We start from the raw sequence: 15,356 nt of genomic DNA, 5'->3' as shown, positions 1-15,356 counted from the left end.
TTGATTGTTGGCGCGCATGTTCATTGGTCGCCCGATCGGATCGATCGGCGGCTGGATGCGCCGGCTGCGTTGGAGCAGCCCGTCACGGCTACAATTCCCCACCGGGATATTTAGTCAATGTCACCTTTCGTCGAATCATATCGGTCTACGATAGAATTAATGTCGTTCCGCGATGTATCGAGGGTTTACCGCCCGGGTGCGGGTCCTGTAAGTGAGGGAGCGATGATCCAGGAGCCTTCAAGCCGCAGCGCCGATAACGCGGAGCACACCGTCACCGCGGAAGGCGGCGCCGAGCCATCGGGCGGCCTCAGCATCCGCGCGATGAACGTCCTGAAGGAGTTGTCGGTCGAGCTGACCGAGACGTGCCGCCGAAGGTCGGCTGGACGCCGCCGGACGATCTGCTGCGCCTGCTCACCGCGCGCCACCTTGCGACGGCGCGGAATTGCGGACGGCAGACCATGCGCGAGATCATCGATTGGGCCGCCTCGCGCGGGATCTCGATCCCGGCGCCGCATCATACCGGCAAGTCACTGTCCGAAGTCTGGGGTGGCCTGGTCGAACGGGCCTCGGCCGGGCATCTCACCAAGAGCGAGATCACCGAGGCGCTGGAGAAGTCGATCCGCCGCCGCAGTCCGCGGATTCCGGTCGCGTTCCAGATCGTGCTCTTGAAGATATTGAGCTCGAGCTACGATCACTGGCCACAGCCGTGATCCTGCCGCTCGGCGCGGTGCGACAGTCAAACCGTTGAAAACATGCGTGCAAAGGCTGGCGGTAGGATGGTCCGGCCGGCGCGGGCTTGCTAGCGTCGCACACGCTTCTGCCGTCCGGCGGAGCGAACAAGCGACGGGACGACGGAATGCCTCAGGCCAAGCAGCGACGAACGCCAGCCGCAGCCCCCAAACGCAAGGCGGCGGCCGCGACGGTAGACTACCGGGCGCTGGCGCAGTTTCGCTTCGAGCTGCGGACGTTTCTCGCGTTCAGCGAGGAGGGGGCCCGCAAGGCCGGGCTGACGCCGCAGCAGCATCAGGCGCTGCTCGGGATCAAGGGCTTCGTCGAGCCCGGCCCTCCGAGCGTCGGCGATATCGCCCGCTTCCTGTTGATCCGGCACCACTCCGCCGTCGAACTGATGAATCGCATGGCCAAGCTCGGGCTGATCAGCCGGGTCACCGATCCCGTGGACGGCAGGCGGGTTCAGCTCAAGTTGACGGCAAAGGGCGAGCAGAAGCTGCAGGCCATCTCGAAGAAGAACATCGAGGAGCTGCGCCGCGCCGCGAGCCCGGCCTTGCGCCGCCTGCTGAGATCCTCACCGCAGCCTGACGAACCCTAAGCGGTGTCGCGCGTCAGAGCGTTTTCGAGCGAAGTGGATACCGGTTCGCGTGAAGAAAGCGCGTCAAGACAAAAACCTAGAGCCCCGTTCCGATTCCATCGGAACGGGAAAGGCTCTAGGCCGCCGCGCCCTGTGCCGCGAGCTGCGCGGCCTGGTGCTCGGTGGTCAGCGCATCGATCAGTTCGCCGAGCGCCTCGCCTGCGATCACCTGCGGTAGCTTGTAGAGCGTCAAATTGATGCGGTGGTCGGTCACTCTCCCTTGCGGGAAATTATAGGTGCGGATGCGCTCGGAGCGGTCGCCGGAGCCGACCTTCTCCTTGCGGTCGGCGGAGCGCGCGGCCTCGACGCGCTGGCGCTCGGCGTCATAGATGCGCGAGCGCAGGATGTTCATTGCCGATGCGCGGTTTTTGTGCTGCGAGCGGCTGTCCTGCATCATCACCACGATGCCGGTCGGCAGATGGGTGATGCGGATCGCCGACTCGGTCTTGTTGACGTGCTGACCACCAGCGCCGCCGGCGCGCATGGTCTCGATCCTCAGATCGGTGTCCTTGATGTCGACGTCGACGTCCTCGACTTCTGGCAGCACCGCGACCGTCGCAGCCGAGGTGTGAATGCGGCCCTGCGTCTCGGTGTCGGGCACGCGCTGCACCCGGTGCACGCCGGATTCGAATTTCAGCTTGGCGAAGGCGCCGCGGCCCTGCACCTCGGCGATGATTTCCTTGTAGCCGCCGACGGTGCCCTCGCTCGCCGAGATCACCTCGACCTTCCAGCCCTGCAGGGCGGCGAAGCGCTCGTACATCCGGAACAGGTCGCCGGCGAACAGCGAGGCCTCGTCGCCGCCGGTGCCGGCGCGGATTTCCAGCATCACGTTGCGATCGTCCATCGCATCCTTCGGCAGCAGCGCGATCCGGATCTGCTGCTCGAGCTCGCCGATCCGCGCCTGCAAGGTCTCGAGCTCGGCTTCCGCCATGCTGCGCATCTCGGCGTCGGTGCCGGCATCGGCCAGCATCGCCTCGGTGTCGGCGAGTTCAGTGCGGGCAGAACGATAGAGCTTCACCGCGTCGATCAGCGGATTGAGCTCGGCGAGCTCGCGGGTGATCGCAACATAGCGATCGGACTTCACCTCGCCGAGCAGCTCGGCCTCGAGCGAGGCGTGATGGGCGAGCAGGACGTCGAGTTTGGCTTCGGGTAGCATGGCGGTATCTCGAATTTGCTGAAGGCGCGAAGGGCGCAAAGGGGCGATAGCGGCGACGGCAGCGTCGCTACAAGGCCAGCCCCTCGGTTTCCGCAAACTTCGTCAGCGCCTCGCGGATCGAGACGCTGCCGACCGGCGCGTCCAGCAGCGGATTGATCATCGCCTCGGCCTTCCCAGCGTCGAGGTCGAGGATCATCGCTTTCACCGGGCCATGCGCGGTCGCCGACAGCGACAGCGAGCGATAGCCGAGCGCGATCAGCGCCAGCGCGCCGATCGGCTTCGAGGCCATCTCGCCGCACAGCGAGGCGGCCTTCTTCGCGCTCTTGGCCTTGCGCACGATGTCGCGCAGCGCGCGCAGGATCGGCGCCGACAGGATGTCGAAGCGCTCCGAGACCTTGGCATTGCCGCGGTCGACCGCGAACAGGAACTGGAACAGATCGTTGGAGCCGACCGAGACGAAGTCGACCTTCTTCAGCAGCTCGTCGAGCTGGTAGAGCAGCGCCGGCACCTCGACCATGGTGCCGATGTCGATCCGCTCGGGCAGCGAATGGCCGTGCTGGCGCAGATAGGTCAGCTCGCGCTCGACGATCGACTTGGCCTGGTCGAACTCGGCGATGTCGGAGATCATCGGGAACATGATCTTCAGCGCGCGCCCGCCGCCGGCGCGCAGCAACGCGCGGATCTGGCCGCGCAACAGGCCGGGACGGTCGAGGCCGAGCCGGATCGCACGCCAGCCGAGCGCGGGATTTTCCTCGACCACGGTCTCCATATACGGCAGCGCCTTGTCGCCGCCGATGTCGAGCGTGCGGAAGGTAACGGGCTTTGAGCCAGCGGCATCGAGCACGGTGCGGTACAGCGCGAGCTGGTCGCTCGAGCGCGGCAGGTTCGGGCTCACCATGAACTGCAATTCGGTGCGGAACAGGCCAATGCCGGCGCTGCCGGTGTCGTCGATATGCGGCAGGTCGATGGTCAGGCCGGCATTGATCAAAAGCTCGATCGGCTGGCCGTCCTTGGTGACGCAGGCCTTGTCGCGCAGCGCCGAATATTGCGCCTGCCGCCGCGCCCGGAACCGGACCCGCTCGGCATAGGCGGATTCGATCTCGGTGGAGGGGCGAACATAGATCTCGCCGGAGATGCCGTCGACGATGATGGCATCGCCGGGATCGGCGATGCCGGGCGCGTTCGGCACCTCGCCGACCGCGGGAATGCCGAGCGCGCGCGCCACGATCGAGACGTGGGAGTTCGCGGTGCCTTCCTCCAGCACCAGGCCGCGCAGCCGCTTGCGGTCATAGTCGAGCAGCGCCGCGGGGCCCATCGCGCGGGCGATCAGGATGGCGTTGTCGGGCAGCTGCTCGCGCGACGGCGCATGGTCCTGGCCGACCAGTTGCCGCATCAGGCGATGACCGAGATCCTCGAGGTCGTGCAGCCGGTCGCGCAGGTAAGGATCGGTCGAGCGCAGCATGCGCGCGCGGGTGTCGGACTGCACGCGTTCGACCGCGGCCTCCGCGGTGAGGCCGGTGGCGACCGCCTCGTGCAGCTTGTGCGACCAGCCCTGGTCGTTGGCGAACATGCGGTAGGCTTCCAGCACCTCGCGGTGCTCGCCGCCGTCGGCGACGTCGCCGCGCTCCAGCATGCGGTCGAGGTCGGCGCGCAGATTGGCGAGCGCGGTGTCGAGCCGCTTGACCTCCTTCGGCAGGTCCTCGGCGATGTAGTTGGTGATGACGACGCGCGGCTCATGCAGCACGACATGGCCGAGCGCGATGCCGTCGGAGAGCACCGCGCCGGTCTTGTGCAGCGAGTGCCGGGCGGCGGGCTCGGCGCCGGGCTGCGCCAGCGCGGCAAGCTCGCCGGAGGCGATCATCTCCGCCAGCACCATGGCGGTGGTCTGCAGCGCCTCGACCTCTTCCTCGACATAGGTGCGCTTGGCGCGGTTCTGCACCACGAGCACGCCGAGCGTGTTGCCGGCACGCAGGATCGGCACGCCGAGGAACGAGTGGTAGGCCTCTTCGCCGGTCTCCGGGCGGTAGGCGAAGGCCGGATGGCTTTGCGCGTCGGACAGATTGAGCGGCGTCGCCTCGCTGGCGACGAGGCCGACCAGGCCTTCATGCGCGCTCAGCACGGTGCGGTGCACGGCGTCGCGGTTCAGACCTTCGGTAGCGTAGAGCTCGAGGGTGTTGTCAACGCGCAGCACGTAGGTCGAGCAGACCTCGGCCACCATGTTGGCCGCGATCAGCACCACGATCTTGTCGAGGCGCTCCTGCGCGGAGACTTGCTCCGCCATGGTTTCGCGGAGCCGTCTCAACAGGATGCGTGGGCCTCCCGACGCGCTCCGCATATGCTTCAGTCCCTCCCCACGAGGCCGGCGCACCGGGCCGGCCGGCCGCTGGCGCAAAACTCGTCAAAAACAACAATTTTAGTCATTCGGTGTCGCCGCACGCGCCAGTTCCCGCCGATTCGGGATCATCAAACTGTGCCACAGTTTGCGACAGCCTACCTGACTGGCCGTATAGCCAATCGAGGCTCGCTTTGCCAAGCAAAACGCCTGCCAGTAGCAAATAACTTCTGCGTCAGCCCAATGCTGCGCCCGCTAAGAGAAATTCTAACTCCGGGGCGGGGGTCGTGGAGGGTATCCCGTGCTCTCTACCCCGTCATTCCGGGGCTCGCGAAGTGAGAGCCCGGAATCCATTCATCCACTGAACCTGCTGCTCAATGGATTGCGGGCTCGTGCCAAGTGGCGCGCCCGCAGGTGCGCAATTGCGCACCGGGGAATGACGGCAGGGAGAGAGCCCGCCCGCCGTTAACCCTACGCCTGATCCAGCCCGTACAGCGTATGCAGCGTGCGCACCGCGAGTTCGGTGTAGGCGGCGTCGATCAGGACCGAGAACTTGATCTCGGAGGTGGTGATGGCGCGGATGTTGATGTTGCGCTCGGCCAGCGCCTTGAACGCCTTCGCCGCGACGCCGGCGTGGCTGCGCATGCCGCTGCCGATCACCGACACCTTGGCGACGTCGGTCTCGGTGTCGAGCCGGGCGTAACCGATCTTGGCCTTGGCGGAGGTAATGGTGTCCTTGGCGCGGTTGTAGTCGGTGGCCGGCACGGTGAAGGTGAGGTCGGTGGTCTTGCCGTCCTCCGACACGTTCTGCACGATCATGTCGACATTGATATTGGCGTCCGCGAGCGGCCCGAAGATCGCCGCGGCGACGCCCGGCTTGTCCTCGATCTGGCGCACGGAAATCTGGGCTTCGTCCTTCGAGAAGGCGATGCCGGTGACGACGTGCATTTCCATGATTTCCTCCTCGCTGCAGATCAGCGTGCCCGGCGGCTGGTTGGCGTGCGGGTCGATATCCTCAGGCTTGTCGAAGCTGGAGCGCACGAAGATCGGCATGTTGTGCACCATGCCGAGTTCCACCGAGCGAACCTGCAGCACCTTGGCGCCCTGCGAGGCCAGCTCCAGCATGTCCTCGAACGCGATCTTGTCGAGCCGGCGCGCCTTCGGCACCACGCGCGGGTCGGTGGTGTAGACGCCGTCGACATCGGTGTAGATGTCGCAGCGATCGGCCTTCAGCGCAGCTGCGATCGCCACCGCCGAGGTGTCCGAACCGCCGCGGCCGAGCGTGGTGATGCGGCCGGTATCGGGATTGATGCCCTGGAAGCCGGCGATCACGGCGACTTCCTTGCGCTCCTTGAAGCGGGTGATGATCTCGGTGCCGTCGATCTCGAGGATGCGCGCCGAGGCGTGCGCGTCCGAGGTCTTGATCGGGATCTGCCAGCCCTGCCAGGAGCGCGCCTGGATGCCGATGCCCTGCAGCACGATGGCGAGCAGGCCCGAGGTGACCTGTTCGCCGGAGGCGACCACCGCGTCGTATTCGCGCGCGTCGTGCATCGGCGAGGCGTCAGTGCACCAGGCCACCAGCTCGTTGGTCTTGCCGGACATCGCCGAGACCACGACGGCGACCTCGTGGCCGGCGTCGACCTCGCGCTTCACGTGCTGGGCGACGTTGCGGATACGATCGATATTGGCGACGGACGTACCGCCGAATTTCATCACGAGGCGGCCCATGACGACGCGTCTATTCCTTTAAGAGGATAAGTAGGTTAACCCACGCCGAAAACCGCAAGCGCGGGGACCGAAAGGCGCGTATACATAGCGCCGCGCCCGGGGGCAAGCCGGTTGGTAGGGGTCTACTGGGGTCCTCCGGGGGTGATTCTGGCGGTTGCGGCCCGGCTGTGGCGCAAGGGTGACTAGCGGGTAACTCGAAGGCGGATTGGATGGGACGCTATATCGACGAAATCCTGCAGCCCGGCGAGAAGGTGCTGTATTCCACCAATGCGCACTGGATGTTCTATCTGCCGGCGATCGCGGGCTGGATCGTGGTGCTGGCGCTGCTGATCCTGTCGCGGATGACGACGGTCGAAGGCCTGGTGCTGACCTGCCTGACGGCCGCCGCCGTGGCCGCGGTCGCGGCGCTGTACTGGACCGGCGCGGCCTGGTTCCACCGCTGGACCACGGAAACCGACGTCACCAATTTCCGCGTGGTGCACAAGACCGGCTTCATCAAGCGGCGCACCTTCGAGATGAGCCTCGACAAGGTCGAGAGCGTCGACGTCAACCAGAGCATCGCGGGACGCCTGCTCAATTACGGCGACGTCACCATCCGCGGTGTCGGCGAGGGCATCGAGACCATCAAGACCATCGCCTCGCCGCTGTCGTTCCGCAATTCGATCACCGCGCGATAGGGGCGCGCGCAATCATGGCACCGCAAACAACTCTTTCCAGTTCCTCCGCCAGTTCCTCCGCCAATGCCTCCTCCGGTTCGGTCGATCCGGCCGAGGTCGCGAAGTTCTCGAAACTGTCGGATGAATGGTGGGATCCGCGCGGCAAGATGGCGCCGCTGCACAAGATCAATCCGCTGCGCCTGACCTACATCCGCGACGCCGCCTGCCGCAAGTTCGAGCGCAACGCCAAGAGCCTGAGCTGCCTGTCCGGCCTTCGCCTGCTCGACATCGGCTGCGGCGCCGGCCTGTTGTGCGAGCCGTTCACGCGGCTCGGCGCCCAGGTGATCGGGATCGATCCGTCCACCACCAACATTGCCGCGGCAAAGCTGCACGCCGACAAGGGGCATCTGTCGATCGATTACCGCTGCACCACGGTGGAGGATATGGACGCGCGCGAGCGCTTCGACATCGTGCTGGCGATGGAGGTGGTCGAGCACGTCAACGACGTCGGCGCCTTCATCAAGCGCTGCGCCGTCATGCTCAAGCCCGGCGGGCTGATGGTGGTCTCGACGTTGAACCGCAACTGGAAGAGCTTTGCGCTGGCGATCGTCGGCGCCGAATACGTGCTGCGCTGGCTGCCGCGCGGCACCCACGACTGGAGCAAGTTCGTCACCCCCGCCGAGCTCGAACGCTATCTCGCGACGTCAACCTCACCGTCACCGAACAGGCCGGCGTGGTCTACAACCCGCTCGCCGACAAATGGACCGTCTCGACCGACATGGACGTGAACTACATGGTGGTGGCGGAAGAGGTGTGAGGTCTGCCCCCGACCTTGTGGCCATACGATAGGTGTCGTCCCTGCGAAAGCAGGACCCATAGCCACCGGCCGATGTTGTTGAGCGCGATCTGGGTTCGGGGCGTGTCTGCTGCAGATCTCGTCAGACCTGATGGGCGTCTCATGGTCCGTTGGACCATGATGCCCCAAACCTCTCCCTGTGGTTATGAGTCCCTGCTTTCGCAGGGACGACATCGAGTTGGTGGCGCGATCGCAAGTCAGTCATGCACTGTCTAGGTTGACCGTATACCTCCTGCCGGGCACGCTGCGCGCGTACTCCCGCCCGGCACACCCCTTAGCCCGCATGTTCACGCTCTCCTCGCTCTGGATTCCCTTCACGATCGTCGCTGCGTTCGGGCAGGTGGCGCGCAATGCGATGCAGCGGCAGCTCACCGGGCCGCTCGGGACCTGGGGCGCGACCAATATCCGCTTCCTGTTCGGCCTGCCGTTCTCGGTGGTGTTCTTTCTGCTCGCGATCATCGTGACCGGCGACCCTGTGCCGTGGCCGATGGCCGCGTTCTGGCCGTGGCTGTTGTCGGGCGCGCTCAGCCAGATCGTCGGCACCGGCTTCATGCTGCTGGCGATGAACGACCGCTCCTTCGTGGTGACCACCGCCTATATGAAGACCGAGGCGATCCAGACCGCGATCTTCGGCTTCATCTTCCTCGGCGACCATCTGACGTCGGCCAAGGTCATCGCGATCATGATCGCGACCGTCGGCGTCGTCGTCACCGCGCTCAGGCCCGGCGGGCAAAAAAGCTTTGCCGATCTGCGCCCGACCGTGCTCGGCCTTGGTGCCGCCGCTGTGTTCGCGATCTCGGCGGTGAGCTTTCGCGGCGCCATCATCGCGGTGCCGGGCGTCACGTTCGTGACGGCGGCTTCCTACACGCTGATGTGGAGCCTGTTCGTCCAGACGCTGATCCTGTCGGTCTATCTGTTGCTGCGCGCTCCCGACGTGTTGCGGAAGATTCTCGGCCTGTGGCGGCCCTCGATGTTCGCGGGCTTCATGGGCGCGTTCTCGTCGCAGTTCTGGTTCCTGGCGTTTGCGCTCACTGCCGCCGCCAATGTGCGCACGCTGGCGCTGATCGAGGTGCTGTTCGCGCAGGGCGTGGCGTATTTCTCGCTCAAGCAGCCGTTCTCGCTGCGCGAGGTGTTCGGCATCGTCCTGATCGTGATCGGCGTCGCGCTGTTGATCGCCGCGTAGGCTCTTGTTCGACGTGTTCTCTTCACGCGAACCGGTGCCCACTTCGCTTGAAAACGCCTTAGCCTTTTACAGCAATCAGCACCGCGCCCGCCGAGATCAGCGCGATCCCGATCCAGCCATAGGCCGAGGGGCGCTCACCGAGGAAGACGGCGCCAAACAGCGCCACCAGCACCACGCTGAGCTTGTCGATCGGGGCGACCAGCGTGGCGGGGCCGAGCTTGAGTGCGCGGAAATAGCAGATCCATGACGCGCCGGTGCCGAGCCCGGACAGCAGCAGGAACAGCCAGCTCCTGGCCGAGATCGGCCCGGCGTGGGTGAACTGCCCGGTCGCGAACAGGATTGCCGACAGCGTGATCAGCACGACCACGGTGCGGATCAGGGTGGCGAGATCGGAGTTGATGCCCTCGACGCCGACCTTGGCGAAGATCGCGGTCAGAGCGGCGAATACGGCGGAAAGAAACGCCCAGACCTGCCAGGTCGAGGTCAATTCCGGTCTTCCGGCAGCGTCGGCAGCGGCGAGACCTCGACGCCTTCGTCGATCAGCGCGCGCGCTTCCTCGGGCGAGGCCTCGCCATAGATCGGCCGGTGCTCGATATCGCCGTAATGCATCTTGCGCGCCTCGTTGGGGAAGCGGTCGCCGACATTGTCGGCGTTCTTCACGATGTGGTCGCGCAATTCCTTCAGCTTGCTGCGCAGCTCGCGTTCCTGCGCCATCATCAGCGACGTCGGTTCATTGGCGGCCGCCTCGACGGGCGCGGCCGGCGCGGGTTGGGCCGGTTCGCGGCCTTTCTTGCTGACAACCCGCGGCGCCATGATCGCGCGCTCAATCTTGTCGGAGCTGCAGGACGGGCAATTGATCAGGTGACGGCGCTCCTGCGATTCATAGGCCGAGGAGCTCTGGAACCAGCTCTCGAACTGATGACCCCGCTCGCAGCGCAGCGTGTAGCGGATCATGCCGAACCCCGGACGAGGTGCAGATGCTCCGGGCCGGCCTTGGGGTCGGCGATGCCGAAGCGCCTGCCATGCTGCAGCGAGGGAATGGTCTTGCGCGCGGTCTCGACCTTGCCGGGATCGATCTCGGCGAGGAACACGCCCGGCTCGACACCGCCCTCGGCAAGGATCTCGCCCCAGGGGTCGATGATCAGCGAATGCCCGAAGGTCTCGCGCTTGTTCTCATGCAGGCCGGCCTGCGCCGCGGCGAACACGAAGCAGCCGGTCTCGATGGCGCGGGCGCGCAGCAGGGTGTGCCAATGCGCTTCGCCGGTCTTGCGGGTGAAGGCCGAGGGCACGGTGAGGAACGACGCGCCGGCTTCCGCAAGGGCGCGATAGAGCGCCGGGAAGCGCACGTCGTAGCAGATCGTGAGGCCGATCCGGCCCCAGGGCAGGTCGGAGATCACGGCGGTCTCGCCGGGCTGATAGTTGGCCGACTCGCGATAGCTCTCGCCGCCCGGCAGATCGATGTCGAACATGTGGATCTTGTCGTAGCTCGCGAGCACATTGCCCTCGGGCCCGATCAGGAACGAGCGGTTGACCGCCTTCTCTGACGAGTAGCGCAACGCCAGCGAGCCGACATGCAGATGGATTTTCAATTCCGCGGCCAGCGCGCGGTACGCCTTCAGCGACTTGTCGTCCTCTTCGCTCGCCAAATGCTCGAACAGCGCCTTGCGGTTCAGCTGCATCATGTTGCTGACCTCGGGGGTCAGCACGTATTTGGCGCCCTGCGCCGCCGCCTCGCGGATCAGCCGCGTGCCCTGCTCGAGGCTCGGCTCGGGCAGCAATCCGGTGCGCATCTGAACCATGGCGGCGGTGAAAATGTTGTCCGTGCTCATCAGGCGCCGCCTCCGTTGCTCAGCAGGCCGTCGAGCTTGCCCTCGCGGTCGAGCGCGTAGAGCTCGTCGCAGCCGCCGACATGGGTCTTGCCGATGAAGATCTGCGGGAAGGTCGAGCCGGCGCCGGCGCGATCGTACATCTCGTCGCGATAGGCCGGGTTGCTGGCAACGTTCAATTCGGTGAACGCAGCGTTCTTGCGCGTCAAAAGCGATTTGGCCGCGGTGCAATAACCGCAGCCCGGGCGGGTGTAGATTTCGATGGCAGCGGTCATGGTGTGCTCGGTTGAACCTGAATGTCAGATTATATGGGAGCACGGTGGGTATCGACAACCCGGGCGAACACCAGCACGTCGACTTGCGCGCCTTGGCCCGCAGCAGCGCCCGTGCGCAGGCATCCACTGTCGCGCCCGAGGTCAGGACGTCGTCGACCAGGATCACGCGGCGGCCCTGGATGTCAGCCTTGCGTTCCTCAGCGACCCCGAATGCGCCCTGCACATTGCTGGCGCGGTCCTTGCGCGACAGCCCGATCTGCTGCTCGGTGGCGCGGGTGCGGCGCAACGCCTCGGAGACCATTTTGACGCCGCTGTGGCGCGCGATCACCTTGGCGAGCGCGCCGGACTGGTTGTAGCGCCGACTCCAGCCGCGCCGCCAGTGCAGCGGAACCGGAACCAGCATGTCGGCCTCGGAGAGCAATTCCTTCCCCGCCCGCGCCATCCAGCGACCCATTGTCGGCGCCAGATCGGTGCGATCCTGGTATTTTAATGCATGCACCAGGGTGCGGGCGACATCGTCATAGCGCACCGCGGCGCGAGCGCGCTGGTAGGCCGGCGGATTGGCGATCGCCTCCATCGACAGCAATTCGGGTCCGGGATCGTAGACAAAGGGAATGCCGAGCCGCGGGCAGAACGGCGGCGCGATGAACGACAATTTGGCCCAGCAGGCCGCGCAGACGCCCTCGCCATGGACCGGCTCGCGGCAGGACACGCACAGCGTCGGCAGCGCGATGTCGAGCGCCAGCCGCGTAGTGCGCAGCCACGCGCTCCCTACCGCGCCAAGCGCGCGCTGCAAGTGACCGGAAAGGGAGCGTGTCGGTGAGACCTCAGCGTCCATGGCGGGCGAGGCTAGCGTTTAGGCAACGCGGGCTCAAGGCGCATTGCCTGCGGCGGCGGTCCGGCGTAACCAGCCGGCATGGCACCGAACCCGGCCTCAGCCCCCATCCTGTTCGATCGCGCATTGCTCGCCGCGCGGCTGACGCGTGCCCGGCGCGAGGGAGCCGCGACGTTCCTGCTCGAGCGCGCCGCGGAGGACATGGCGGACCGTTTGCAGGCGGTATCGCGGAGCTTTTCGGCGGCGGCTGATGTCTGGACGCCGGGTGACGGGCTCGCGGACGCCCTGCGCGGGCATGTCGGATCGGTCGATCCGATCGGCTTCAGCGAGGTGGAAGCGCTCGGTCTGCCGCCGGAATCGCGCGATCTCGTCGTCTCCGCGCTGGCCTTCCAGTTCGTCAACGATCTGCCCGGCGTGCTGGCACAGCTTCGCCGCGCGCTGAAGCCGGATGGCCTGCTGCTTGCCGCGATGCTCGGCGGCGATACGCTCACCGAGCTCAGGCAGAGCTTTGCCGCAGCGGAGGCGGAGTGCGAGGGCGGGGTGTCGCCGCGGGTCGCGCCGTTCGCCGATCTGCGCGACATCGGAGCGCTGTTGCAGCGGGCCGGCTTTGCGTTGCCGGTGACCGATGTCGACCGCGTCGTGGTGCGCTATGCGAGCGCGTTCGCGCTGATGGCCGATCTCAGGCGCATGGGCGCGACCAACGTGTTGCGCGAGCGCCGTCACACCCCGACCCGCCGCGCCACCATGCTGCGCATGGCGCAGATCTACGGCGAGCGCTTCGCCGATCCTGACGGCCGCATCCGCGCCACCTTCGATATCGTCTGGCTGTCCGGCTGGGCGCCGCATGACAGCCAGCAAAAGCCGCTCAAGCCCGGCTCGGCGAAGGCGAGTCTGGAGGCCGCAGTGAAGGGTGCGAAGCGTTGAGCTGTTAGGGCGGCACCGATGCATGGCTCCCCCCCGCAAGGGGGAGGGAGCCATCCACCGTGTGTCCCTTACGGTCGATCGCCGTCGTCGATGCCATCCAACCTCTCTCACAAGGCGGGCGACGGCTGCTTGCACGATTTCGGAATAATGGAATTATGCCGGTGAGTTGCCCGACGTGTCAAGTCGCCATGCCGAACACCGGCAGCGGAGGCTGCTTTGCATGGGGTTGTTTTCGATATTTTGGCAACGCGCCTCCCCCGCGAGCGAGAGAGGCAAAGAAGATCACAGCAGCAGATCCATCAGATGCGGCAGCAGCGGGATGTCCGCCGGCGGCATCGGGTAGTCGCGCAGCTTGCCGGCGCGCACCCAGGCGAGGTTCTGGCCCTCGCGCGCCACCGCCATGCCCTCCCAGCGCCGGCAGATGTAGAGCGGCATCAGGAGATGGAAGGTCTCGTAGGCGTGGCTGGCGAAGGTCAGCGGCGCGAGGCACGGCTCGCTCACGGTGATGCCGATCTCCTCGTGCAGCTCGCGGATCAGGGTCTGCTCCGGCCGCTCGCCGGGCTCGATCTTGCCGCCGGGGAATTCCCACAGGCCCGCCAGCGCCTTGCCCTCGGGGCGCTGCGCCAGCAGCACGCGTTTGTCGGCGTCGACCAAAGCGCAGGCGACGACGAGGGTCAGCTTGATGTCAGCCATGCGGCCCCTTCCAATTTTCAAGCTTTCATTAACCAGCTCCGCGGCGTCAGCCAAACGATTTGTGTTCGCTGGCCTTTTCTTCATCCGCGATAAGCCGGCCTTAATTCGCTACCGGCAGGGTGAAGGAGTTGATCGACCCATCATTTTCTTTGTCGACATAAGCCATGAGCACCTTGATCCGGACCATCAGCCGTTTCCGCCGCGATAGCTCCGGCAATATCGCGATGATCTTTGGTCTGGCCCTGCTGCCGCTCCTCATCGCAGTCGGATGCGCGGTCGACTATTCCCGCGCCAACCAGATCCGCAGCAAGCTGATATCCGCCGCCGATGCTGCGAGCGTCGGATCGGTCGCCAAGGCATCGCCCGGCTTCATCGCCGCCGGCGCCATGACCTCGGACGGTGAGATTTCGGCAGGCGAAGCCGATGCGAGGAAGATCTTCAACGGCAACATCTCCAACCAGAACGGCTTCACGCTGACCGGCGTGACGCCGACCATGACCAAGAGCGGCGGCACCATCACCTCGACGGTGCAGTTCTCCGCCGACGTCCCGACCATGTTCCTCGGCGTGATGGGGCGGAGCAAGGTGAGCGTGTCCGGCACGTCGACCTCGACCGCGAACATGCCGCTCTATATCGATTTCTATCTGCTGCTGGACAATTCGCCGTCGATGGGGGTTGGCGCCACGCCGACGGACGTCGACGCCCTGGTCAAGGCCACCACCGGCAACAGCTTCAAGCCGAACGACCAATGCGCCTTCGCCTGCCACGACTACAATGATCCCAACAACTACTACAATCTGGCGAAATCGCTTGGCGTGACGACGCGGATCGACGTGCTTCGCAGTGCGACCCAGCAATTGATGGATACCGCGTCGGCGACCCAGACCTATTCGAGCCAGTTCCGGATGGCGATCTATGACTTCGGCGCGTCCTCGGCGACCTATGGCCTGCGGAGCCTGTTTTCGCTGTCGTCCAGCCTGTCGAGTGCAAAGTCGGCGGCGGGCAACATCGATCTGATGGGCGTTTACGGCAACAACGATTCCTATACCGCGGACAAGGACAGCCAGTTCACCGCGATCTTTCCGCAGATCAACAATGCGATCGCAAACCCGGGCGCCGGCACGTCGTCGGCGCCGCTCAAATATCTGTTCTTCGTTTCCGACGGCGTGGCCGATGAGCCCAATTCAAGCTGCCTGAAGCCGATCAGCGGCAGCAATCGCTGCCAGTCGCCGATCAACCCGGCGCTCTGCACCGCAATCAAGAACCGCGGCATCAAGATCGCGGTGCTCTACACCACCTATCTGCAACTGCCGACCAACAACTGGTACATGACCTGGATCGATCCGTTGAACCAGGGTCCGTTCGGCCCGTCGCCGAACAGCCAGATCGCGCAGAACATGCAGGCCTGTGCGTCGCCGGGCTTCTATTTCGAGGTCAGCCCGACCCAGGGCATCGCGGACGCGATGAACGCGCTGTTCAAGAAGGCGGTCGCCGACGCGCGGATCAGCAGTTAGGTCGACGCCTCA

General features: G+C 65.6%; 14 protein-coding genes and 2 pseudogenes. 7 read left to right on the top strand and 9 right to left on the bottom strand.

Annotated features, from left to right (window positions below; genetic code table 11):
* Nucleotides 1–362: 362 nt before the first annotated feature.
* Nucleotides 363–710, top strand: a complete 348-nt coding sequence (locus ALC15_RS31850; protein WP_244486341.1) for a hypothetical protein — start codon at nt 363–365, stop codon at nt 708–710.
* A 146-nt stretch (nt 711–856) separates the two neighbouring features.
* The gene (locus tag ALC15_RS31845; protein WP_050630713.1) at nt 857–1,327 is read left to right on the top strand and encodes a MarR family winged helix-turn-helix transcriptional regulator; all 471 of its coding nucleotides are present in this window, start codon (nt 857–859) and stop codon (nt 1,325–1,327) included.
* A gap of 115 nt (nt 1,328–1,442) precedes the next feature.
* Here ALC15_RS31845 and prfA read toward each other — a convergent pair whose 3' ends face one another.
* From prfA to ALC15_RS31830, 3 genes are all read right to left on the bottom strand, one after another.
* Entirely contained in the window at nt 1,443–2,522 is a 1,080-nt protein-coding gene (prfA, locus tag ALC15_RS31840) for a peptide chain release factor 1 (RefSeq protein ID WP_050630712.1), read from the bottom strand.
* Nucleotides 2,523–2,589: 67 nt separating this feature from the next.
* A complete protein-coding gene (ptsP, locus tag ALC15_RS31835; protein WP_050630711.1) occupies nt 2,590–4,857 on the bottom strand; it encodes a phosphoenolpyruvate--protein phosphotransferase in 2,268 nt (755 codons plus the stop codon).
* 468 nt (nt 4,858–5,325) lie between these two features.
* On the bottom strand, nt 5,326–6,582 hold the full coding sequence (locus tag ALC15_RS31830) for an aspartate kinase (protein WP_050630710.1): 1,257 nt from the start codon (nt 6,580–6,582) through the stop codon (nt 5,326–5,328).
* Nucleotides 6,583–6,791: 209 nt separating this feature from the next.
* On the opposite strand from ALC15_RS31830, the gene ALC15_RS31825 reads away from it, so the two are divergent.
* The 3 genes and pseudogenes from ALC15_RS31825 to ALC15_RS31815 all read left to right on the top strand — a co-directional run bounded on the left by ALC15_RS31825 (nt 6,792) and on the right by ALC15_RS31815 (nt 9,277).
* The gene (locus ALC15_RS31825) at nt 6,792–7,259 is read left to right on the top strand and encodes a PH domain-containing protein (protein ID WP_050630709.1); all 468 of its coding nucleotides are present in this window, start codon (nt 6,792–6,794) and stop codon (nt 7,257–7,259) included.
* 14 nt (nt 7,260–7,273) lie between these two features.
* Nucleotides 7,274–8,055, top strand: a pseudogene (gene ubiG / locus ALC15_RS31820) (bifunctional 2-polyprenyl-6-hydroxyphenol methylase/3-demethylubiquinol 3-O-methyltransferase UbiG).
* A gap of 322 nt (nt 8,056–8,377) precedes the next feature.
* Nucleotides 8,378–9,277 (top strand): DMT family transporter, encoded by a 900-nt coding sequence (locus tag ALC15_RS31815; protein ID WP_050630708.1) that lies wholly within the window; start codon nt 8,378–8,380, stop codon nt 9,275–9,277.
* Nucleotides 9,278–9,335: 58 nt separating this feature from the next.
* Here the strand turns inward: ALC15_RS31815 and ALC15_RS31810 are convergent, their stop codons facing one another.
* From ALC15_RS31810 to ALC15_RS42330, 5 genes and pseudogenes are all read right to left on the bottom strand, one after another.
* Nucleotides 9,336–9,764, bottom strand: coding sequence for an EamA family transporter (locus tag ALC15_RS31810; RefSeq protein WP_050630707.1), 429 nt, complete (start codon nt 9,762–9,764; stop codon nt 9,336–9,338).
* Nucleotides 9,761–10,231, bottom strand: a complete 471-nt coding sequence (locus tag ALC15_RS31805; RefSeq protein ID WP_050630706.1) for a DUF1178 family protein — start codon at nt 10,229–10,231, stop codon at nt 9,761–9,763. Before ALC15_RS31805 ends, ALC15_RS31810 begins: the two co-directional genes overlap by 4 nt.
* On the bottom strand, nt 10,228–11,106 hold the full coding sequence (locus tag ALC15_RS31800; RefSeq protein WP_050630705.1) for a carbon-nitrogen hydrolase family protein: 879 nt from the start codon (nt 11,104–11,106) through the stop codon (nt 10,228–10,230). Before ALC15_RS31800 ends, ALC15_RS31805 begins: the two co-directional genes overlap by 4 nt.
* Nucleotides 11,106–11,378 carry a glutaredoxin 3 gene (gene grxC / locus ALC15_RS31795; RefSeq protein ID WP_050630704.1) on the bottom strand — a complete coding sequence of 91 codons (273 nt, stop codon included), beginning with the start codon at nt 11,376–11,378 and terminating at the stop codon, nt 11,106–11,108. The genes ALC15_RS31800 and grxC overlap by 1 nt, the downstream gene beginning before the upstream one ends.
* A 29-nt stretch (nt 11,379–11,407) precedes the next feature.
* A pseudogene (locus ALC15_RS42330) lies at nt 11,408–12,216 on the bottom strand (ComF family protein).
* Nucleotides 12,217–12,294: 78 nt separating this feature from the next.
* Between ALC15_RS42330 and ALC15_RS31780 the strand changes: the two are divergent.
* Nucleotides 12,295–13,137 (top strand): methyltransferase domain-containing protein, encoded by an 843-nt coding sequence (locus ALC15_RS31780; protein WP_050630701.1) that lies wholly within the window; start codon nt 12,295–12,297, stop codon nt 13,135–13,137.
* Nucleotides 13,138–13,419: 282 nt separating this feature from the next.
* Here ALC15_RS31780 and ALC15_RS31775 read toward each other — a convergent pair whose 3' ends face one another.
* A complete protein-coding gene (locus ALC15_RS31775; protein ID WP_050630700.1) occupies nt 13,420–13,830 on the bottom strand; it encodes a (deoxy)nucleoside triphosphate pyrophosphohydrolase in 411 nt (136 codons plus the stop codon).
* Nucleotides 13,831–13,994: 164 nt separating this feature from the next.
* On the opposite strand from ALC15_RS31775, the gene ALC15_RS31770 reads away from it, so the two are divergent.
* Nucleotides 13,995–15,344 (top strand): TadE/TadG family type IV pilus assembly protein, encoded by a 1,350-nt coding sequence (locus ALC15_RS31770; protein ID WP_050630699.1) that lies wholly within the window; start codon nt 13,995–13,997, stop codon nt 15,342–15,344.
* Nucleotides 15,345–15,356 lie beyond the last annotated feature (12 nt).

This window comes from Bradyrhizobium viridifuturi (genome assembly GCF_001238275.1).
GTDB lineage: Bacteria > Pseudomonadota > Alphaproteobacteria > Rhizobiales > Xanthobacteraceae > Bradyrhizobium > Bradyrhizobium viridifuturi.
The sequence above is the reverse complement of the archived record's forward strand: the minus strand, read 5'-3'. Positions and strand labels throughout refer to the sequence as shown.